Source organism: Kitasatospora sp. NPDC056731 (genome assembly GCF_040687675.1).
In the GTDB taxonomy this organism is placed as follows: domain Bacteria; phylum Actinomycetota; class Actinomycetes; order Streptomycetales; family Streptomycetaceae; genus Kitasatospora.
Genome location: NZ_JBFBNR010000044.1, coordinates 1 through 21159, shown reverse-complemented (window position 1 = coordinate 21159; position 21159 = coordinate 1). Strand labels below are relative to the sequence as shown.

The window sequence follows — 21159 nt, the reverse complement described above, 5'->3', positions numbered from 1 at the left end:
GGCTTTCTGCGGTCAGGCGGCGCGTTCGCCGGCCTGGAGCTGCCAGAGGGATGCGTAGAGTCCGTGCCGGGCGAGGAGTTCGTCGTGGGTGCCCTGCTCGGCCACGACGCCGCCCTTGTCCATGACGTAGATCCGGTCGGCATGGCGGACCGTGGAGAGCCGGTGGGCGATGACGACCATCGTCCGGTCGACCGCGAAGCCGCGCAGCGTGCGCTGGATGGCGGCCTCGGTCTCGTTGTCCACGGCGGAGGTGGCCTCGTCGAGGATCACGACCGGCGCGTCCTTGAGGATCGCGCGGGCCAGGGCGATCCGCTGCCGCCGGCCGCCCGAGAGCGCGGCGCCGCGTTCGCCGATCACCGTGTCGTAGCCGTCCGGCAGCGTCGCGATGAAGGCGTGCGCCTCGGACATCGAGGCGGCCTTGACGACGGCCTCGTCCGAGGCCGCGAAGCTGCCGTAGCGGATGTTGTCGGCGATGCTGCCGTCGAAGAGGAACGGGTCCTGCGCGACGAACCCGATCGCGTCGCGCAGGACCCGGCTCGGCACGTCGGACACGTCCCGCCCGTCGAACAACACGGCGCCGGACGTCCTGTCCTGACCGGCACCGCCGCGACCCGGGCGACCGCCCGGCGCAGGATCCGGCCGACATCCGCGGCAGGCATCTGCGGTTCGTACCGGACGAGGACCCCACCGGTGACCGGGCTCGCCTGCGCCTCGCTGATCCCTGGGACGCGCCGCAGGGCCGCGGCGAGGACTTCGGCCGTCCGGGGCCGTCCGAGAACCAGCCTGACGTCCCAGCGCTGGCGGCCCGGAATGACCGAGCGCGGGCTCGCGTCCAGATCCATGGAGCGGAATCCGGCTGCGGAACCCAGCAGAGATGGCATGTGTACGATCACCTGTTTGCGGAGGTCATGGGCGATCCGGCATCGGGCACGACGGATCAATGTGACGGAGCGGGAATTCTGAAGGGGCGGCCGATGGGGCCGGAAGGCCCGCGGCCGACCACCGCGCGGACACAGCTCGCGAGCTCGGTCACGGCGTGCGTCCAGGCGGCGGGTCAGGTCGCGCCAGTGCGTCAGTGTGCCCTTCCGGCGCCGACGGTCGTACGGATCTTCGAGGCCCTCACCTCGGCTTCGGCCCGGGCGGCGGCCTCGTCCCTCTCGGCGTTCGGGGTCGCGTTCCCAGCCGCACGATGGCCGTCACCGGACGTGACCTGAGCGGCCGACACGTCGGCGGCCACCTCGGCCGCGAGGTCGTGGATGTTCTCCCCGGCCTCGTGGGCCGCCTTCTTCACCTCCATGACGAGCCCGACGGACGTCTTGACGACGCCTCGCACCAGCGGCTTGAGGAGACGCTTGACCAGTGGCGAGACGACGAGACCGATCAGGAACGGCGGAACTACGGGCGGCATGGTGTTCCAACCTCTCTACGTATGACAGGGGACCCCGGGCACGGCGAACTGCCGGAGCACGCACAGCAGGACCGGCGGTAGAACTCCTTTTCGGGATTGTCGGCTCACGTCGCGGATTTCCCGCCGAACCGATTTCCTCGCCGATGAGGCCAACCGCCCGATCCTCCGCCACCGTAGTCGAATCGCTCCCGTCAAAACCAAACATCCTCAACGGGATTCACCCGGCCGAGTGCAATCCGAACTACCAACCGCCACGAATTGACTGAAGGTTCGCCACTCAATTAGACCTATCGTCATATTTCTAGATCAATGGCGATCGCCGAGTTCTCGTGCCACCCTCCCGCGCTCGGCCGGCCCCAGCCCATCGAGTCGGCGCCCCCCGGCACAACGCCGGGCCGGCCCCGGCAATCGTCCGAAGACGCACCGGGCGGTTCCTGTGTCACGCCGCAGCTCCGGCCGATCACGGACGAGTGAACTCCCGGCCGGCGGCTGGCCCGCCGACTGCCGCGAACGCCAGCATGGGCGGCATGACCACCACGCACCCCCCAGCCGAGCGGGCCGCCCAGGCCCGGGAGGCCGAAGCCCAGCTCGCCGCCGCAGGAATCGACGGGGTGGTGTTCGGCTGGGTCGACAACTCCGGACTCACCCGCGTGAAGTCCGTTCCGCTCGCCCAGCTCGAACACGCCGCCGAGTATGGTGTCGGCGCCGTACCCTGCTTCGACGTCTCCCTGGTGGACGACTCCTTCACGACGACGCCTTCGAGCACCGGCCCGGTGGGCGACCTGCGACTCGTCCCCGACCTCGACCGGCTCACCCCGCTCGCCGCCCAGCCCGGCTGGGCCTGGGCCCCGGCCGACCGCTACACCCAGGACGGCGCCCCGCACCCCGGCTGCCAGCGCCACTTCGCCCGCCGGGTCACCGAGGCCGTCGAGCGGCGCGGGCTCTCGGTGCGGGCCGGGATCGAGATCGAGTGGGTGGTGGCCGATGCCGCCGGGGCCCCCGCGACGACCGGGCCCGCGTACGGGATGACCCGCTTCATCGAGCACTCCGACTACCTGCGGGAGGTACTGCGCGCCCTCACCGCCCAGGGACTGGCCGTGCTCCAGGTCCACCCCGAGTACGCCGCCGGGCAGTTCGAGGTCTCGGTCGCCGCCGAGGGGCCGGTCGAGGCGGCCGACACCACGATGCTGGTGCGCCACACCATCCGGGCCGTCTCCGCCCGGCACGGCCTGCGGGTCTCGTTCGCGCCCGTCTTCACCGAGGGCTCGATCGGCAACGGCGGCCACCTGCACCTCAGCCTCTGGCGAGAGGGCCTGAACCTCGCGCACGGCGGTCCCGGCCGGCACGGGCTGCACCCCGAGGCCGAGCAGTTCCTCGCGGGCGTCCTGGCCGAGCTGCCCGCCCTGCTCGCCCTCGGCGCGCCCGGCGTCGCCTCCTACCTGCGGCTGGTCCCCTCCCACTTCGCCGGAGCCTACCGCTGCTGGGGCCTGGAGAACCGTGAGGCGGCACTGCGCCTGATCGCCGGCTCCACGGCCCGGCAGGCCAACGCCGAGCTCAAGTGCTTCGACGCCGCCGCCAATCCGTACCTGGCGATCGGCGGCGTGCTGGCCGCCGGACTCGCCGGCCTGGACGCCGGTCTGCCCCTTCCGCCCGAGACCACGAGCGACCCCGCCGCCCTCGACTCCGCCGAGCGCCTCCCGGCGAGCCTGCCGGAGGCGATCGACGTGTACGAGAAGTCCGACGTGCTGCGGCAGGCGCTCGGCCCCGAGCTGTACGAGACCGTGCTGGCCGTCCGTCGCGCGGAGGCCGAGCTGTTCGCGATGCACACAGACGCGGAGGTCATCGAGGCCGTCCGCTGGCGCTACTGACGAGCACCGGCCCCACTGCGCCGGCTCCCGGGCGATGGCTCGACCGGAGACCGCGCGTCGCCGGGGATCTTCACGGAACCCAGCAGGATGCCGCCCCGGAAGGCGCGGGGCTTCCTCGGACGGCGCCACGCCCGCGACCACTTCGGTCGCGGGCGTGGCGTCGTCCGTCGAGTGGGGCGGAATCGCCGGGCACGGGGGACGTCTACATCAGTCCACTTCGGCGTCCCGGTGAGGACTCGGGAGCCGGATCGGTGACCGCGGGTTCCAGCGGCTTCGCCATGTAGACGGCACCGGCGCCGTAGCTGGCGGGCAGCCCGATCTCGGGCCGAGTGCGGTAGCCCAGGGCTGCCCACACGGCTTGTGCGCCGAGCACGGCGACCAGGGAGAGGGTCCGGTAGCGGGCCGCCCGCCCGGTCTCCTCCAGATGCCACTGCATCCGACGGGCGAGGCCCTGTCCGCGCGCCCACTCGGCGATCACCAGGTCGTGGGTGTGCAAATTGCTCTCCCGGCCGTTCTCCTGTTCCGCGCCCTCCTCGGCCAGGCTCAGGTCCGGGCAACGGGACAGCGGGTACGGCAGGGCGAGCAGGTAGCCGCCGAAGCCGCCCGCGTGCTCCAGCACGAAGCAGGTCGAGGGCGAGGCGCGGTGCCGGGAGCGCAGCGCTTCCCGTCCCTCGGACAGGCCGCTCGCGGCGTAGGCGCGTTCCTCCAGCGCGACCACCTCGTCCCAGTCCTCGTCCCGGAGCAGCCGGATCCGGGTGTCGCTCATGAGTCTTCTCCGTCCGGGTCCGGGCCGCCGACGCAGGTGTACGGAAGCGGCGCGAAGCCGTTGAACCCCTGGGTGGCGTAGGCGGAGGCGTACGCGCCGCAGGAGTGGACCCACACCGGGTCGCCGGAGGCGATCGCGCGCGGGACCCGTACCAGACCGTCCTCCTGGGCGTACGCGTCGTCGCTGTCACAGGTCGGACCGGCGACGACGGCGTCGACGAACTGGCCGCCGGGGTGGGTGGGGAACTCCAGCCGGTACTGCAACTGGTCCATCTCGTACAGGCCGTTGAACTTGCCGCAGCTGAGGTACAGCCAGTCCTCCGGGGTACCGTCGAGGCGGCGGCGGGAGGTGAGCCGGGCGACGTGCGCGCGGATCGCACCGTGGTCGGCGACCAGGTGGCGGCCCGGCTCCAGCAGGAACTCCAGCGGCGCGGCGTTGACCGCGCGCAGCCGGTCCATGCCCTCCCGGATCACCACGAAGATCTTGTCCAGCGGCGGTTCCAGCGGCCGGCCGCGCCGGTCGAGGACGCCGAGGGCGGGCAGTCCGCCACCGAGGTTGATGCGGCTCGGCACGATGCCGCGCCGGCTGAGCGACTCCAGGACGGCGGTCAGCGAGTCGATCGCCGCGAACCAGGCCCCGGCGGTCATCTGCTGGGAGCCGACGTGCACCGACAGGCCGGAAGGCACCAGCCCTGCGGGCCGGGCGGCACCGAGCACCCGCACGGCGTCCTCGGGCGAGCAGCCGAACTTGCGGCTCAGGCCCCACAGCGCGCCCTCACCGGTGGTCGCGATGCGGCAGAACACCCGCGATCCGGGGGCGTGTTCCGCGATCGCGGCGACGTCCTCCAGGCTGTCGGTGGCGAAGTCCCGCACGCCCAGCCGGTACGCCTCGGCGATGTTGCGGTCCGACTTGACGGTGTTCCCGTAGTGGATCAGCTCGGGTGCGACGCCGGTGCGCAGCGCCTGGGCGATCTCCTGCGGGCTGGCCGCGTCGAAGCCGGAGCCGAGCGCGGCGAGATGGTCCAGCACCTCGTCCACCGGGCAGGCCTTCATCGCGAACCGGACGGCCACGCCGGGAAGTTCGGCGCACAGTGCGGCGTACTGACGGCCGATGCCGTCCAGGTCGTAGACGATGGTGTCCTCGGTGGCATCAGCGAGCGCGGCGCGCAGGGCGGTGCGGTCGCGCTGGCCGGGGAGGGACGTGGTGGATGCGTGCACGGTGGCCGACGTGGTCGGGGCGCGGTAGCCGGTTCTGCCATGGTCGGCCATCAGGTGGGGTTCGGCGGTCTGGCGCATATCGATGGTCTGAGGCCTCACGTGTGAACTTCCGGTCCGACTAGACGATTGATGCCAAGGGATTGCTGGCACGCATGAAATGAAGCAAGGGAGTCCGAAGGTCGGCTGTGACGCCTGACCCGGACTCCCTCTCCCCGCCGCACTCTACGTACTTCCAGGGCCTGCCCCACCACCCGTTGCGCATCCCGCACGACCTGACCGGCGCGAAGGCCGGCGAGCGCGAGCCCCTGCTCGGCATCTCCGCGCCGATCCCCATCTCTCCATGCCCCGCCCCGGGCCACCGCTCGACATGCAGAACCACCCGAACGGCGTCAGCGTGTGCCTCCACGGCCTTGACGATCAGGTCCCACCGGACGCTGTCGAGGAACTGGTGAGAGCGTCGCCTCGGTGGATCGGCCCGTCCCGCTGGTCCCGACCCCGTGACCAGCCGAAGATGACGGCATGGGTGTCGACGACTCGGGTGCCGGGCTGCTGGTGACGAACGTGCGCGTCTTCGACGGGATCGGAGCGGAGTCGGTGCCGGGGCACGTCCGGGTCCAACGGGACAGGATCGCAGAGGTGGTACTGGGCCGCCCCCTCCCGCCCGGCCTCCCTGGAGGCACGACGGTGCTCGACGGCGGAGGCCGCACCCTCCTCCCCGGCCTCACCGACGCACACGTCCACCTGTTCGCGATCGGCGGCACCATGGCGGAGCTCCAGCTCGCACCGACCGGCACCCTCCACTACCAGGCCCTGGCCGCGGCCCGCGACATGCTGATGCGCGGCTTCACCACCGTGCGGGACATGGCCGGAGACACCGAGCCGCTCCGGCGGGTGCTGGACCGCGGGCTGTTCCCGGGCCCACGGATCTACCCGAGCCAGGCGGCCATCTCCCAGACCGCCGGCCACGGCGACTTCGGGACGGTCCACGACGCCCCGACCGCCCTGGGCGGGCCACCGGCCCGGACCGAACAGATCGGGTTCACCCGGGTGGCCGACGGGCCGGAACGGGTGCTCGCCGCGGTGCGCGAGCAGCTGAAGAAGGGCGCCACCCAGATCAAGCTGATGGCCGGCGGCGGCGTCATCTCCGAGTTCGACCCGCTGGACGTCCTGCAGTTCACCACCGCCGAGCTGGAGGCCGCCGTCGCCGCGGCCTCCGACTGGGGCACCTACGTGACCGTGCACGTCTACACCTCCGAAGGCGTCCGCCGCGCGGTGCGGGCCGGAGTGCGCTGCATCGAGCACGGGCACCTCGTCGACGAGGGCACCATCCGCTACCTCGCGGAGCAAGGCGTGTGGTTGAGCACCCAACCGTTCGAGGTCGACGACCACCACTACGCCTCTCCGGACAGCGACCGCAAGAATCGCGAGGTCTGTGAAGGCGTCGCCCGCACCATCGCCTGGGCGGTGAAGCACCGCGTTCGGCTGGCCTTCGGCACCGACCTGGTGCTCGACCCCGGTAAGGCCCACCGGCAGAACGAGATGCTCGTCCGGCTCGGCAGCTACCTCAGCCCGGTCGAGGCCCTGCGGACGGCCACCTCCGGCAACGCCGAGCTCTTCCGCCTGTCCGGCCGCCGAGACCCCTATCGCGCCGCGCCGCTCGGCGTCATCGCGCCGGGAGCGTGGGCCGACCTCCTGGTCGTCGACGGCGACCCGACCACCGACCTGTCCGTCCTCGCCGACCCCGAACGCAACCTGCGACTGATCGTCAAGGACGGCGTCGTCCACAAGAACGAGCTCGGCTGACCCGAACCGGTTTCCGCCTGCCTGCGGCTCGGGCGGTCCGTCACAGCCCTGTGGGTCGGTCAGGCGTGCCGGGCACTCGGAGAGCTCCGCTGTCCGCTCCGGGGTGAGCGGCTTGGCACCCGGGCGGCGGGTGCGCCTGACTTCGGTCTCCGACACTGGGGGGCGTGGGCGCCGACACATGCCGGACACGACCAGGACGTCAGGCCACCGACGGACGCGACGCCCGGCGACGCCCGGCGATGCGCTGCCGGGCGTCGGCGCAGGGTGCACTGCTGCCGATCGGGATGTTTCGAACGGCCTGGAGACGACACGAGGGCCTGTGCCCGCGCAGATGCGCTGGCACAGGCCCTTCGTGGGTCACTCCGGTTGCCCCTGTCCGGCCCCCGGGGTGAGGGGAAGCCGAATGGTCGGCTTAGTACCAGTGGTTGGCCTGCCAGAAGTTCCAGGCGGCGTTCGGGCTGCCGTAGCGGGTGTTCATGTAGTCCAGCGACCACTTGATCTGGGTGGACGGGTTGGTCTTCCAGTCCGCACCGGCCGAGGCCATCTTGGAGGCCGGCAGCGCCTGGCCCAGACCGTAGGAGCCCGAGCTCGGGTTGGTCGCCGTGACGTTCCAGCCCGACTCGTGGGAGATGATCTGGCTGAACGAGGCCAGCTGGTCCGCCGGCACGATCTGCGCGGCGAGGGCCTGCGGGGAGGCGTCCGCGGCCGAGGCGACGGCGGGGACCACCGCGGCACCGAGGGCGGTCACACCGGCGGCACCGGCGAGAATCACGGCAGAGGTACGCATACGGAACTTGAAAGCGGGCATATACAGAAGACCTCAATCAATTGGGCCGGTGTCACTCCCCGCCTCGACCGTGGCCGGACAGGGGCCGAACGGTCGCGGGGTGTGACTCGGCGGTAAGCCGTTCACCGGTGGGACAGGAGCCGGTGTGGCTGGCGATGAATGCAAAGTTGCCAGACCGGATCGGCGCTCGCCAAGACCCCCTCGCTACGACCCGCCGTCGTAGCCAAGAGACCGGCACTGATTCGAGAGGCGGGCCGCCCGGAGCGCGCCGAACCCTCCCGGCCTGCGCAAACGCCCCCCAATAACACACCAAATAGTTGCAAAATAGTGCAAAACGGACACCACTATCCGTCGTCGTACACCGCATTCGCATGTGAGCGCACTCACGGCCCCAGCCCCGGCGCCATCACCGACCGACCCGCCGCCACCACGCCGAGTCACCACCGATCCGCCGCCATTGAGACCGCCACCACACCCGGCCGACGCGGGAACGGCACCACGGGGCGTCGCCACAGCTGTCGGGCCCCCTGGTCGGCACGGCGGCAGTCGGACAGGGCGCGAAGCCGTCGCAGGACCCCGGCCGGCCACCACCCAGACGCCCGTCCCGCCGGCATCCCCCGCTCCGAAGACGTCCCGGCGTCGTTCGTGGCCGTGTGCGAGTCGCCGGGCACCTCGATGCGGCCCACGCGGCCCACGCGGCCGGCGAAGCCCCGAGGGTTTCAGGCGTACAGCGCGACCCTGGGCTGGACCGTGCCCGGGCCGGCGTTGACGACGGTGAGCCGGTACCGCTGGGTGAGGGTGTGATGGCTGTGGAGGACCAGCTTCGCCCGGGTGAGGTCGGTGTACAGCGTGCCGGTCTCGCTGGCCAGCCGCACGGTCTTCCAGTGGCCGCCGGTCAGGACCTCGAGCTTGATGTCCCTCGGGGCGAGGAAGGGCCCGTTGTCCGGTGACTCGACGAGGATCTGCGGGGCGACGGTCCGGTCCGCCGACGAGTCGTTGCGGTAGGTGACGGTGATCGGGTGCGCCGCGTGGTCGGTCGGCAGCGGCCGGTCGGGCAGGCCGACGAACGAGACCGGCGCGGCAGCGGCCGCCACCTGCGGGGCGAGAGCCTCCGTGGCGAGCGCCGGCGACGGCAGCGTGAACGCCGCGGCCAGCACGGTGGCGAGGGCGGTCGGGGCCAGAGCCCGGCGGAGGATCTTCCAGGTGGACATGGCGTCTCCTTCGGTCGTCGACGGCGCTCCCGGGAAGTTCACCGGCGGCCGGGCGATCACCCGCCCGCCGAACGCATCCCCGGCTGGACGGACCGCCGCCGCCTAGCAGCCCGGACCGTACTCATCCACCCTGCACACCAATGGCCCAGCGCGCATCCGCACCGGACCGGCGGCCTCGCCCAGGGCCCTCCAGGAGCGAGCACTGCAAGCAGGCCAGGTCACACCTTCGGACCCCTCGCCGGACAGCACGAAGCACCGGCCACCGTGTTGGTGGCCGGTGCTTCGTCCCGTCGGGCCCCGGGCTGGTCTACCAGTGCTCGTGGTGGTCGCAGCGCATGTCGTACTCGTCGTGTTCGTCGTGCTTGTGGTGCTTGATCGTGGTGGGGTCGGTGGCGGTGTGGGTGGTGGTGTCGCCGCCCCCGGTGACGGTCGCGGTGTTCGTGACCTCGTCGTCGGCCCGGCAGGAGACATCGACCTGCAGCGTGATGGGCGGGTAGCTGCTCCCGGCGGGAAGGGCGTCGCTGCGGGTGCAGGTGAGCGTGCCCCGGTCACAGGTCCAGCCCGTGCCGCTGATGCTGTCGGCCTTGAGCCCTGCGGGGAGGGTGTCGTGCACGGTGACCGTGGTGCCGTCGGTCGGAGCGGCCCCGGCGGCGTTGCCGACGGCGATGGTGTAGGTGCCGTCCCGTCCCTGGGTGAAGTGCCTGGTGTGGGTCTTGGTGATGGTCAGGGACGGGACCGTGTAGGAGATGATCACCTGGCCGCTGTGGTTCGCCGTCCCGATCGTCGAGAGCGCGTAGCTCGTGCCGCTACCCGTGGGGGCGGCGAAGCTGCTGCCCCCACCACCCCCTCCCCCACCTGCTGAGGTGCCCCTGTTGTTGACGGCGCCGCTGCCGCCGCCCCCGCCGGCGAAGTACCCGCCCCCACCGCCGCCACCAGTAGCGATCTCAGAAGCGGCGCAGCCGCCGTCGAAGCTGCCCCCGGTGCCACCGGTACCGACCGTGGCACCCGAGAACCCGCTCCCCGGCCCGCCGTTCATGACCGCACAGAGCGGAACGGTGCCGGCAGCCCCGCCGGCACCCCCGGTGCTCGTGCTGGTGCTGCCACCGCCCCCGCCCTGCCCCGGCGAAGCCCCGGGGCCGGTGGCACTTCCCGAGGTGCCGCCGGTGGCGTCCGGCGTTGTCCCGCCGTTGCCCCCGTTCCCTCCCCTGGAGCCTGCTCCGGTGCCGCCGGCGGCACCGCCGCCCCCGGCGACCACCAGCAGGGAGCCGCCCGTACTGACGCTGGAGGCCCCGCCCCCACCCGGGCCTTCGAAACGAAAACCGGTGAGCGGAAAACCTCCCCCTGGGGCGCCGCCGTTGAACCCGCCGGCACCCGGCGTCCCGGTGCCGTTGCAGCCTTTGCCCCCGGTGCCGCCGACGTTGATGGTGAAGGTCGTCGACACGGTGGTCTGCGGCAGGGTGGTCACCACCCGCGCCCCCGCCCCGCCGGCCCCCGTCACGGAACAGGCGGTACCGGTGTTGTCGGCGCCGCCGGCGCCGTCCGCGGTGATCGTCACCACCGCCGCCGCCGGAACCGTCAGGGTCTGCGAAGCGCCGGTGAAGGTGAAGGTCTGCGACGGATCAGTCCGCTGCGTCCGCACCGGCACGGCCCCCACCGGCGCGGCGGTCGCCTGTGGAGCCGTGGCCGCCAGCAGTGCCATACCGGACAGCAGCGCGCTCCCCACCGACACCACCCCCGCACCGCGCTCCCCACGCCGTCCACCCGAGCCGACCGGATCGGATGCGACGACGGCACCGCCCGGGGTCGCCTCACCGGCCAGGGCCCTGTTGAACACGGCCACGGGCCACTGACGGCTGACCCGGTACCACGGCGGATCGCCCTGTCCACGAGTACGAGCGCTCATCCGCAGGTTCACCTCTCCTCACAACAAAGCGCCCCGCACCCCCGCGCGACAAGGCGCAAGCGACACAGGACACCTGACGAAAAATCATGACAAACCACAATTAGACGCCCATACCCGATCACTTCGAGGTAGCGGGACAATGAGAAACCCCGCGTGTCGCAACGCCCCGCGCGAACCGACGAGGGACCGGCATCCGAGCAGGTCACCGTCTGGTCCTGACGCACTCGGGATGATCCGGTCGCCGGTCCCCGAGGCCCCGCTTCGAGGCCCGCTTCGAGGCCGGCCTCGACTGAGCGCGGGCCTGGGCGAAGGGCCACGCGGGGCCAGCCGCGGCCACCGGGGCGGCGGATCCACCTGCGACCGCCGCACACCCAGCTGCAGCTGCTCCCCCAGCTCCCGCCGAGCGCCCATCGGCGCCGTGCGTAGGTGCTTCCTGCGCGCCATCCTGGGAGGGGCGGCACCGTCCGGCACCCCACCCCGCTACAACTCCGAGGGGGCCCGCAAGAACCAACAGGTCTTGCGTCAAGTCCTGGAGGATCCCATGACCAATCTGGTCGACTGGCGCTCCTGCTACAAATGCCAGACCCTGTTCTTCGACATTCTTCCGGAGAAAGGCGCATGCCCTGCCGGCCAAGGACACAAAGCCTTCGGCTTCGCATACAGCTTCCCCTCCGACGCGACGGAGACCCCCACCCAGCAGACGAACTGGCGCCGGTGCGGCAACTGCTGCGCCTTATTCTTCGACGGTTTTCCAGAAAAGGGCACATGCGCTGCGGGTGGCGGACACCAGGCGAGCGGCTACATGTGCACCGTCCGGCATGACGGTTCAGGAGACGCCCCGACCCAGCAAACGAACTGGCGGTACTGCGGCAATTGCTACGCCATGTTCTTCGACGGTTTTCCAGAAAAGGGCACATGCGCTGCGGGTGGTGGACACCAGGCGAGCGGCTTGACATTCGTCATCGACCATTGGCCAGATGAACCCCAGGTCTACATGGATTGGCAGGAGTTGGTCACCTTCGACCTCGTCAACAGCGCCCGCCAGCAGAACGGGTCCCCGGACGTATCGATAGACGCGGCGCTCGTCGGCGCAACACGCGCCCACAGTCAGGACCTCGCCGACCACCCCGGCCTGAAGGACCAGCTATGGAACGGATGGCCCGGCCACATGGGATCGGACGGCAGTACACCACCAGACCGGATCATGAGAGCCGTCGGAATTTCCGGCAGCGAGAACGTCTACTTCGGATGGTCCTCAGGAAACGCTCCTCCGCCCACACCCCAGGATGCGTTCAACTGGTGGATGAATGAACCAGCACACAGAGCCAACCTCCTCGACCGAAATCACACACGGGCCGGCCTGGGAACGTCCTATGGTCCCGGCACATCTCCCGACGGGAGCCCAGCCACTTACTTCTATTTCACACAAGACTTCATCGACTAAGGACAGCTCCTTGGCGAATTGAGGCACAAGGCGGAACCGGGCGACGCGGCACTGAATAACCACCCTGCCCTTGCCGGTGCGGGTCGCCATGCGCGGCAACGGGACCATGCGCGGGCTTCTCCGCGCCGTGGCGGCGCTGGACGTTCGAGGGTGAGGGTCGTCCCGGCCGTCTCCGGAGCGGTGCCGGCGGACCAGGGTGCTTGTCTGTTGGCCGGAATGCAGGCGAGTCCGGGCTGAGGCCGGCTGGTGCCGCTGCAGCCCTCGGTGTCCCGCCAGCGGTTCGGAGAGCGTCGCGGCTCCGAGCAGCCCTCGGCCGTCAGATCAGTTGGCGGAGCACGTCGCAAGTGGTCGAGGACTGGAGGTCCGGGCATGGGCAGTTGAGTGCTTGGCGGCCGACGAGGGCGGTACGGGTTCCGGCTCGCTGACCGGCGGCGACGTCGCTTGGTGAGTCTCCGACCATCCAGGATCGGGTGAGATCGAGTCCGAGGTCGTGGGCGGCTTGGTGGAGCATTCCCGGAGCCGGTTTCCGGCACTGACAGGCGCTTCGGTACGCGGGAAGGGTGCCTTCCGGGTGGTGAGGGCAGGCGTAGATGGCATCGAGATGAACGCCGTGGTGGGCGAGGAGCAGGGTCAACCGGTCGTGCATGGCGCTCATGGTCTCCGCAGTGAAGAACCCGCGGGCCACACCGCTCTGGTTGGTGACGACGACGAGGGCGTAGCCCGCTTGTTGGAGGGCCAGCAGTGGTGCCTCGATGCCTGGTTGGAGGACCAGATCGGCGGGGTGGGAGGGGTAGTGGCGGGGTTCGGTCAGGGTGCCGTCGCGGTCGAGGAACACGGCCTTCCGGCGCCGTTCCGGATGCGGCCTGTGCCTCGGGTCATCCTGTCGCACGGCCGTCACTGTGTGCTGGCCGACGAATACGGCCGTGCCGGTGACCGGGATGCTGCCGCCGAGGATCATCTGACGCCCGCCCGCTGGGCGACGTGGTGAATCCGGCCGGTGGTGGAGTGGCCGTCGAGGAACGGCACGGTGACGACTTCTCCTCCCCAGCTTTCGACGAGGTCGGCTTCGGCGAGCCGTTGGCCTGCGTAGTCGCCGCCTTTGACCCAGATGTCCGGGCGGAGCTCGGCCAGCACCCTTGCGGGGGTGTCCTCGTCGAAGACGATCACGCCGTCCACACAGTTCAGGGCTGTCAGCAGCATGGCGCGTTCGCGTTCGCCCACGACCGGCCGGCTCTCGCCTTTGAGGCGGCGAACGGAGGCGTCGCTGTTGATGCACACGACCAGAACGTCGCCCAGGCGCCGGGCCTGGTCGAGCAGGGAGAGGTGGCCGGCGTGCAGCAGGTCGAAACAGCCGCCCGCCCCGACGACCTTGCCGCCCTGCGCGCGTACCCGGGCGGCGCGCTCCAGCGGGCCCGTGCACCAGGGGGCGGGCACGACGGCCAGGGAGGCAGGGCCGCCTGCTTCGATGTAGCTGGTGGCAGCTTCGACAGCTGCGGCCACGGCGTGGGAGGGCAGCCGTTCGGCGGCGAGCGTCATAGCTGCGGTGACCGCCAGTTGGTCGCCGGCTCCGCAGGTGTCGCCGGCTGCGTATCTGGCCGGGACTGCCAGGGGGTGGCCGTCGGGATTCGTGACCAGGACCGCGCCGTTGCGGCCGCGTGTGATCGCCAGCTGCTTCACGGGCCAGATGGCCAGCAGTCGGACGGCGCGGGCCGTGTCGCCCGCCAGGTCGCGAGGTCCGGTGTGTCCGCTGAAGGCGAATGCCTCCTCGGCGTTCGGGACGGCCAGGGCGGTGCCGGGAACCGGCGCTGTGCCTCTGGGGTGCGGGTCCCACACCAGTGAACGGCCGGCTGCGGCAGAGGTGAGGGCTTGGCGGAGTTCCGGGTGGGAGGTGATGCCGCGCCCGTAGTCGCACACCAGGACTGCCTCGGCGGTGGCCAGCCGGGCATGCGCCAGTTCTGGCAACGGTCCGAGTGGAAGTGGGCAGGTGTCCGTGTCGAGCCGGAGCACAGTGCGGTCGGCGGTGCGGATGCGGGTCTTGATCGGGGTGGTCCCGCCGGTTGCCAGATCAATGACCTCGATCCCGGCTTCGCCCAGCAGGGCGCGTACCTGCGCCCCGGATTCGTCGTGCCCGGTACCGCAGACGAGGGTGACGCGCCAGCCGGGGGTCCGGGCGGCGAGGACGGCTGCCAGCCCGGCGCCGCCCGGCCGGTTGACGGTCTGGGTGCCGGAGACGACGGGGACGGGGGCTTCCGGGGAGAGGCGGTCTGCGGTCCCGGTGATGTCGCGGTCCAGCAAGACGTCGCCGACCACCACCAGTCGACGCGGGCCGTCCGGTTGTGTGTCGGCGGAGGGAGCGGGTCCGGTGAGGTGGGTGTCGATGCCGGCACACAGCAGGTGTACGGCGACCAGGTGGCATTCCTGGACGGTGGCGGCTTGGGCGGCGTCCACGGACACCGCCTCGTCGCTCACGTCGGAGAGGGGGTTCGGGCCGGGGCCGGTCAAGGCCCATACGGTGAGGCCTGCTTCCCGGCCGGCGCGGGCGGCGGCGAGCACGTTGGGACTGGTACCGGAGGTGGAGAGGAGGAGCAGGACGTCGCCAGGGCGCCCGTGTGCACGGACCTGCCGGGCGAAGACCTCCTCGGGCCCGTAGTCGTTGGCTATGGCGGTGACCGATGAGGAGTCGGCGTGCAGCGCAATCGCGGAGAGCGGGGCGCGCTCGGCGCGGAACCGGCCGACCAGTTCGGCCGTCAGGTGCTGGGCCTCGGCTGCTGACCCGCCGTTGCCCGCGACCAGCAGTCGCCTCCCGGCGGCCAGGGCGGGGGCGAGGATCCGACCCCAGCGGTCCAGGACATCGGTGTCGAGGTGGTGCAGCGCCTGGACGAGGGCGCGGATGTGTTCTTGGCCCGATGGAGCCATGAAGTGCCTCCGGAAGGGGAGTTGAGGGGGAGGACGCAGCCGGTGGGTGCGCGGTCACACCGACTCGGGTGCGGAGCCATGACGAACACGTTGGGCCTGATACTGGAGGAGGACGCCGGTCAGGAGAAGCCACGACGCTGCTACGGCCACCTCGTGTGCCACCGCCCCCCATACCTGACCCGTCGTACCGATCCGCACCGCGTTCAGGCCGGCGCCCAGGGGTAGCGCCTGGCCGATCAGGTGAAGGATTCCGTCCGGATCAACAGGAACGACCACGCCGCCGCAGAGCAGTATGAGGTAGCCGACGAAATTGACGGCCATTCCCTCGTCCAGGCCGAGGAGAACGAGCGCGCAGCAGAGCATTCCTGTGCAGAGACAGCCCATCGTGGTGAGGAGAACGAGGGGATACGCAGCCGCGACGTCGGCCGTCGCGCGCCAGCCGAGCATGGTGGGCCCAAGGACAACCAGGGCCACGAGTGACATGGCGAGCCCTTCGGCGACGTACACCCACGACCGCAGGAGCATGACGGCGAGCAGGGGGACGTTCCCGAGGCGCAGCCGGTACATGGTCCCTTGGGGGACTTCGGCGGTCGCCACAGTGGACACGTGGCTGGTGACCGCTGCGACCGGAGCGAAGACGACGGCTCCGACGAACGCGTACGCACGTCCGGTGGCTCCGCCAGCGAGTTGCCCGAGGAGGGTGAAGAAGGCGACCTGGAAGACCGTCCGAATCGCCACGCTGGACGACGCCGCCAAGCCGGCTGAGGCGACCCGGTAGTCCTTCCCCGAGAGACGGCAGATCCGCAGGCCGACGGTGAGCGCACTTCGGACGGATTCAGGCAAGCTCAAGGGTCCCCTTGACTCGGCCGCGCCGCAGCACAGCATTGAATGCGTACACCCCACAGGCGAGGTAGAGCACGGTCAGGATCAGCACGCCCGCCAGGTGAACGGAGGCAGGCGCCCGGCCGTGGGCGGCATCGTGCACCAGCTCGGCCAGATGGTGCAGGCTGACGGCCTGGGCCGGCCAGCGCAGCACCGGAGCGAGGAGATCCGGCGGGATGACGATGCCGCCGAGAACGAAGACCGGGTAGCCGAGGGCCTCGATGATGCGCAGCCCCGCTCGGGACAGAAGGACGACGCAGCTCAGGAGGAGCCCCATGGCTGCTGCGGAGGCGACGGCCGCGACAGTGACGAGTACGGCCGCCGACGGCCGGGGAAGCTGTGGGTGCAGCCCGAGGACGGGCACGGCGACAACCACCGCGGCCAGCGTGCGCACCAGTCCCGCCGCAGCAACCCCGAGCGTCTTGCCGAGAAGGACGGACAGCAGGGAAACAGGGCGAACCAGCAGTGCCGCGAGGGTTCCCTGGGCCGCCTCACGGCGCAGTAGCGTTCCCGCGCCCCACAGGGTGGACGACCACAGTCCGATCATCACGCAACCGAACACGACCTCGGTCGCCTGTCCGGGGTCGGTACTCGCGGTTCCCCGGGAGACTACGGCCAGGAGGACCACCGGCTGGATCACCGAGACGACCATCGCCGTTCTGACCCGGCCGGTCTCCCTGATCTGAAGCACGGCCGCGCGCCACACCGCCCACGCTTCCGTCCGCGCGGCACGCAGGGCGTCACCCACGATTCACGGCCAGTCGTCGTATCACGGCCTCGACGCCGGGCGAGGCGACATCGATGTCCGTCACCGGATGCCGTCGTACGACCTCGGCCAGTCGGGCGAGCACGTCCGCGTCCCAGGCTCCGACCTGGAAGGCAAGTCTCCAGCCGTCCTTGTCCTGCTGGATCCGCACGGACGCGTTGGCCAGGAGTTCGGCAGCGTCACGCGGCGCGACGCCTGGGCCGGACAAGCTCACCTCCGCAGTGAAACCCGCCTGCCGCCGGAACTCGTTGACGGGCAGGTCGTGGGAGACCGAGCCGGATTCGAGCAGCACGACTCGGCCCGCCAGGCGGTCGATGTCGGTCGGGTAGTGACTGGTGAGGAGCACCGCCGTGCCCGTGCCGGCGAGCCGCGCGACGGCCTCGCGGACTCGCTCCCCCTCCAGGAGGTCCAGGCCGATCGTCGGCTCGTCCAGCATGAGCAGGCACGGCTGGTTCAGCATTCCCACAGCCAGGTGGAGGCGTTGCCGCATGCCTTTGGAGAACGTCTCGACCCGGCTCTCGGCCCGCTCGGCGAGCCCGACCTCCTCCAGGGCCGCCAGCGAGCGGTCGCGCAGGTGGCGGTGCGGGCCGGACAGGCCGCCGAAGAACATGATGTTGTCCAAGGCCGAGAGCCGGGGGTACAACCCCCGGTCTCCGCCGAAGACGACACCGATGTGACGGCGTGCCCGGCGTGCCTGCCCGGCCAGGTCGGCACCGCAGACCGCAGCCCCTCCCGCTGACGGGAGGAGCAGCGTCGAGAGGATCTTCAAGAGCGTGGTCTTGCCCGCACCGTTGTCTCCGAGCAGTCCGACGATCTCCCCGGCACGCACCGTGAAACTGACGCCACGCAGCGCCTCGACAGGCGGGGTTCCGGGAAATGCCCTGCACAGGTTCTCCACTCGCAGGACTTCCCCGTCCGGCTGACACGGCCTCACGACAACCCCATTACACGTCACCTCGCGGTATCTCGGATTCATCACATGCGCCCGTCCACGATCCCCGGGCCGGCGTGGTACCGGCCCGGGGGTGGAATCCGGCTTCCGCGTACGGGTCGCCGGGCGACCGGCTAGATCACGCCGTCGGCACGAAAGAACTGCTGGATCTGCGCGATGCGCTCCTCCTTGGTCATGTTGGTCACCTCCTCTCGGAATCGGACAACGGGCCTCCCCTGTCACTGCTGTCGCCTTCGTTGCCCAGGCTCAGAGCCTGCCCGGGCTGTCGGCGACGTCGGGGAGGAAGCTCACGAAGTCGACGTCCTTGCGCCGGCCGGTGCTGTGGAAGTCGCCGTCGTCGACTTCCCGCACCCGGCACCGGACGTCCGTGCCGAGGACGTCCGCGAGACTGCGGGTCAGCTCCGTCGCGTCCGCAGCGGTGAACGCAGGAGCGGGCGAGACCAGCACGGACACGGAGAAGTCGGCCTCCTGCACGACTTGGTAGCGGCGGACCGGGTGGCGGCGGACAGCCCGGACGGCCCAGAGCACGGGGACCGCCGTCCCGTCCGGCCGGCGAAGCTCCCCCGGGTTCCGCCCCTCCACCAAGTCCATCACCTTGTGCGGGAGGCCACACGCGCACGGCGCCCCTGCCAGCGAGCCGAAGTCCCCCGTCCGGTAGCGGATGAGGGGCATCGCCAGATTGGTCAGATCGGTGATCACGACCTCCCCGACGCTGCCCTCCGGCACCGGCACACCATCGTCGTCGACGACTTCCAGCCACAGCCGCTCCGACTCGATGTGGTAGGAGCCCAGCGCACACTGCACCGCGATGGTGCCGACTTCCTTCATCGCGTACATGTCGGTCACCGTCAGCCCGAAGAAGTCCGCGAGTGCCTCCCGAGCGGCGGGGACGAGAAGCTCCCCGCACGACACGACGGACCGCACCGACGGCAGGCGGCCGCCGTGCTGCCCCAGCAGCCCCATGAAGTCCATGAGGTTACGCGGAGACCCCGTCAGCACGTCGGGGCGGAAGCCCCTCGCCCGGTCGGCGAACCCGGCACGGTCGGGTGCCGTGCGTCCGGCCGTGCCGAACTGCGCAACGCGCGAGAACCCCATCCCGGGAGAGGTGTACTCGAACCAGTGGTCGAGTCGCGCGAGACACGGCATCAGCACCTTTCGGTCGAACGCCAACCCCGCTCGCTCGTTCCGGACGAGCGCGGTGGCCCACTCGTGGACGAACGCGTCGTCATGGCGGATCATCCGCAACGGCACACCACTGGTCCCCGACGTTTCCAGGACCCTGCACACCGCCGGGTCGATGTCGTCGTCGCAGTGGTCGATCATGCCCTCGGCAAGCTGACGCTTGCCCACCAACGGGAAGGCGGACAGTACCCGCCACGGATCCGCCCCGCCGTCGACCGTGATCCCGGTCCACCGGTACGCCGGGACCGCATCGACGGCGTGCCGGAGCACCGCTGTCAGCCGCTCGCGCTGCATCTCCCTGATCCGTCCGGGCCGCTGCGCGAGTTCGGAGTACAGCGTGCGCTCCCCGTAGATCTGCGGAAAGAGCAGTCCCTCATGAACCATCTGCGAGTGCCAGTGCCGCTCGTTCTCTGTTCCCACCAACGGATCGAATTGCCGCCGCACAGTCCCACTCCACCATTTCATGTCAATCGGAAGAGTCCGAAGAGTCGTCTCCCGCTACTCCTCAGAGACATTCAGCGAATCGCTGCCAGGAACCCCCTGCGCCCGACCAGAGTGGCGTCACTCCATGCCTCGGCTGCCCCACCGGTCTCACCGCCTCCGGGCGCTTTCCGGCCGGGCGTCGCCAGAGGCCGGCACGCAGCGTCATGTCGAGTCATCTCATTCGGGCTTCCAGGCTGATCGCACAAGGTTCTTCGAGCGGCTTGTGCCGCCACCCTGGACTACGGCCGAAGGGCCGGTTCCGGCTCACCCGAACCGCTCCTGGCGGGACGGACCCGGTTCAACGGGTGGCACCAGCGACACAGAGCGGCCGGCTCCGCAGTGTGGCGGAGTGCGCCAGCACCAGCCGGATCGCGAACTACAGCCGTCGCGAGAACACGGGAACCCTGCTCAGCAGCCAGAAAGCGCTGCTCGTACCGAGGCCGTAGGCGAGGTGGGCGGTCAGATCATCACCCAGCGTCTTGGCGTCGTACCTCCAGATGGGTTTGTAGAGTCCCGCGATCGGAAGCACCACGTATCCGCTGAGCCACACGAGCGCACCGTACGGGAGCCCGTAGAGGACGCGGGGTTTGCGCAGCGAGGCGCTGGCGACGCCGTAGAAGGCCGCGTTGCCCACCCCGTAAGACCAATGCATGAACGTGCTGACGGGGAACGCCGCGCTGTCCGGCAGCTCGCGCCGGGTGAAGGCCTCGACCAGGCGCTTCCCGACCTGCCCGGGGTCCGGCGCCTCCTGCCAGGTGCGGACCGGGGCGAACTCCCAGTGCAGGGCGTCGCGTTCGCCGCCGGCCCGGCGCTGACGCAGGAACCGCACGGTGTCCATGCAGACGGTGCCGACCACTCCCGCCGCCAGGCCCGCACCGACAGCGCCGAGCGGAGTCAGCTGCTTGCGAGTGCGCATAGGTCGATCGCTCCCGATCCCAGTTCTTTCAGAAGCCCGCGCCCTGGCCGCCGTCGACACGCAGGATCTCGCCAGTGACGAACGAGGCCTGTTCGAGATGCATGATCATCGAGGTTCATGATCGCCTCGCTGACGGCGGCGGCAAACCCGCGCCAGCGGTACACGCGCGGCGACGGCGCCCACCGGTTTTCACCTGATTTCTCCTAGGAGGCTCGCTCCGGCCTTCAGGCCGGGGAGGAATGGGTCCTCGGCCCGGAGCCGTGAAGCGGCGGAGTTCTCTGCACATCTGTTCTGACCTGTGCTTTCTTCTGTTGTCGGTGGGGGCTGTTAGGTTGCGGTTCATGACGACGACGACGACGGCGACGGTCGGTGAGGCCGGGTACGCCCGGTACACCTACCGGCTCCGCGTGTCGGCCACCGCCCTCGCACTGTTCGAAGCGGAGTGGGGGAAGTGCCGCTGGGTGTGGAACGAATCCGTGGCGATGTCCCGCAAGGTCCACAAGCACAACAAGGCGACCGCCGCGGAGAAGACGCACGTGCGGCCCCGCACAGCTCGACAGGATGCTGACCGGGGCCCGGCAGTCGATGAGCTGGCTGCGCGAGGGCGCGTCCGTTCCGCAGCAGCAGACCATCCGCGACTTCGCCAGGTCCCGCG

17 protein-coding genes and 3 pseudogenes are annotated in these 21159 nt (G+C 70.5%); 4 read left to right on the top strand and 16 right to left on the bottom strand.

Features of this window, described 5'->3' with window-relative positions:
* Nucleotides 1-12: 12 nt before the first annotated feature.
* Together AB0R04_RS31720 and AB0R04_RS31715 are read right to left on the bottom strand one after the other, a co-directional pair.
* Nucleotides 13-573 carry an ATP-binding cassette domain-containing protein gene (locus AB0R04_RS31720; RefSeq protein WP_363377090.1) on the bottom strand — a complete coding sequence of 187 codons (561 nt, stop codon included), beginning with the start codon at nt 571-573 and terminating at the stop codon, nt 13-15.
* A 499-nt stretch (nt 574-1072) separates the two neighbouring features.
* The gene (locus tag AB0R04_RS31715) at nt 1073-1408 is read right to left on the bottom strand and encodes a DUF5132 domain-containing protein (RefSeq protein ID WP_363377089.1); all 336 of its coding nucleotides are present in this window, start codon (nt 1406-1408) and stop codon (nt 1073-1075) included.
* Nucleotides 1409-1935: 527 nt separating this feature from the next.
* Here AB0R04_RS31715 and AB0R04_RS31710 point away from each other — a divergent pair.
* A complete protein-coding gene (locus AB0R04_RS31710) occupies nt 1936-3276 on the top strand; it encodes a glutamine synthetase family protein (protein WP_363377088.1) in 1341 nt (446 codons plus the stop codon).
* 202 nt (nt 3277-3478) lie between these two features.
* Here AB0R04_RS31710 and AB0R04_RS31705 read toward each other — a convergent pair whose 3' ends face one another.
* Together AB0R04_RS31705 and AB0R04_RS31700 are read right to left on the bottom strand one after the other, a co-directional pair.
* Nucleotides 3479-4042, bottom strand: a complete 564-nt coding sequence (locus AB0R04_RS31705) for a GNAT family N-acetyltransferase (protein ID WP_363377087.1) — start codon at nt 4040-4042, stop codon at nt 3479-3481.
* Nucleotides 4039-5337, bottom strand: a complete 1299-nt coding sequence (locus AB0R04_RS31700; protein WP_363377086.1) for a type III PLP-dependent enzyme — start codon at nt 5335-5337, stop codon at nt 4039-4041. Before AB0R04_RS31700 ends, AB0R04_RS31705 begins: the two co-directional genes overlap by 4 nt.
* Nucleotides 5338-5778: 441 nt before the next feature.
* Here AB0R04_RS31700 and AB0R04_RS31695 point away from each other — a divergent pair, with 441 nt between their 5' ends.
* Nucleotides 5779-7062, top strand: coding sequence for an amidohydrolase family protein (locus tag AB0R04_RS31695; RefSeq protein ID WP_363377085.1), 1284 nt, complete (start codon nt 5779-5781; stop codon nt 7060-7062).
* Between the two features lie 412 nt (nt 7063-7474).
* Here the strand turns inward: AB0R04_RS31695 and AB0R04_RS31690 are convergent, their stop codons facing one another.
* The 3 genes from AB0R04_RS31690 to AB0R04_RS31680 form a co-directional block, all read right to left on the bottom strand.
* Nucleotides 7475-7849, bottom strand: a complete 375-nt coding sequence (locus tag AB0R04_RS31690) for a transglycosylase SLT domain-containing protein (RefSeq protein ID WP_244293774.1) — start codon at nt 7847-7849, stop codon at nt 7475-7477.
* Nucleotides 7850-8568: 719 nt separating this feature from the next.
* Nucleotides 8569-9060 (bottom strand): signal peptide protein, encoded by a 492-nt coding sequence (locus AB0R04_RS31685; protein WP_363377084.1) that lies wholly within the window; start codon nt 9058-9060, stop codon nt 8569-8571.
* Between the two features lie 307 nt (nt 9061-9367).
* Nucleotides 9368-10963, bottom strand: a complete 1596-nt coding sequence (locus AB0R04_RS31680) for a hypothetical protein (protein WP_363377083.1) — start codon at nt 10961-10963, stop codon at nt 9368-9370.
* Nucleotides 10964-11504: 541 nt separating this feature from the next.
* Here AB0R04_RS31680 and AB0R04_RS31675 point away from each other — a divergent pair.
* Complete coding sequence (locus AB0R04_RS31675) at nt 11505-12407, top strand: CAP domain-containing protein (protein ID WP_363377082.1); 903 nt, start codon at nt 11505-11507, stop codon at nt 12405-12407.
* A 316-nt stretch (nt 12408-12723) separates the two neighbouring features.
* Here the strand turns inward: AB0R04_RS31675 and AB0R04_RS31670 are convergent, their stop codons facing one another.
* The 9 genes and pseudogenes from AB0R04_RS31670 to AB0R04_RS31630 form a co-directional block, all read right to left on the bottom strand.
* Complete coding sequence (locus tag AB0R04_RS31670; protein WP_363377081.1) at nt 12724-13365, bottom strand: HAD family hydrolase; 642 nt, start codon at nt 13363-13365, stop codon at nt 12724-12726.
* Nucleotides 13362-13841 (bottom strand): D-glycero-beta-D-manno-heptose 1-phosphate adenylyltransferase, encoded by a 480-nt coding sequence (rfaE2, locus tag AB0R04_RS31665; protein ID WP_363377108.1) that lies wholly within the window; start codon nt 13839-13841, stop codon nt 13362-13364. Before rfaE2 ends, AB0R04_RS31670 begins: the two co-directional genes overlap by 4 nt.
* A gap of 72 nt (nt 13842-13913) precedes the next feature.
* A pseudogene (locus tag AB0R04_RS31660) lies at nt 13914-14666 on the bottom strand (PfkB family carbohydrate kinase); the annotation flags it as partial.
* A gap of 126 nt (nt 14667-14792) precedes the next feature.
* Nucleotides 14793-15323: pseudogene (locus AB0R04_RS31655) on the bottom strand (SIS domain-containing protein); the annotation flags it as partial.
* A gap of 54 nt (nt 15324-15377) precedes the next feature.
* Nucleotides 15378-16166, bottom strand: coding sequence for an ABC transporter permease (locus AB0R04_RS31650; protein WP_363377080.1), 789 nt, complete (start codon nt 16164-16166; stop codon nt 15378-15380).
* A complete protein-coding gene (locus AB0R04_RS31645) occupies nt 16159-16953 on the bottom strand; it encodes an ABC transporter permease (RefSeq protein WP_363377079.1) in 795 nt (264 codons plus the stop codon). The genes AB0R04_RS31650 and AB0R04_RS31645 overlap by 8 nt, the downstream gene beginning before the upstream one ends.
* Complete coding sequence (locus AB0R04_RS31640) at nt 16946-17869, bottom strand: ABC transporter ATP-binding protein (RefSeq protein WP_363377078.1); 924 nt, start codon at nt 17867-17869, stop codon at nt 16946-16948. The genes AB0R04_RS31645 and AB0R04_RS31640 overlap by 8 nt, the downstream gene beginning before the upstream one ends.
* A gap of 300 nt (nt 17870-18169) precedes the next feature.
* Nucleotides 18170-19525, bottom strand: coding sequence for an AMP-binding protein (locus tag AB0R04_RS31635; RefSeq protein ID WP_363377077.1), 1356 nt, complete (start codon nt 19523-19525; stop codon nt 18170-18172).
* A gap of 439 nt (nt 19526-19964) precedes the next feature.
* The gene (locus AB0R04_RS31630) at nt 19965-20504 is read right to left on the bottom strand and encodes a hypothetical protein (protein WP_363377076.1); all 540 of its coding nucleotides are present in this window, start codon (nt 20502-20504) and stop codon (nt 19965-19967) included.
* A gap of 341 nt (nt 20505-20845) precedes the next feature.
* Here AB0R04_RS31630 and AB0R04_RS31625 point away from each other — a divergent pair.
* Nucleotides 20846-21159 (top strand): annotated as a pseudogene (locus AB0R04_RS31625) (RNA-guided endonuclease TnpB family protein); the annotation flags it as partial.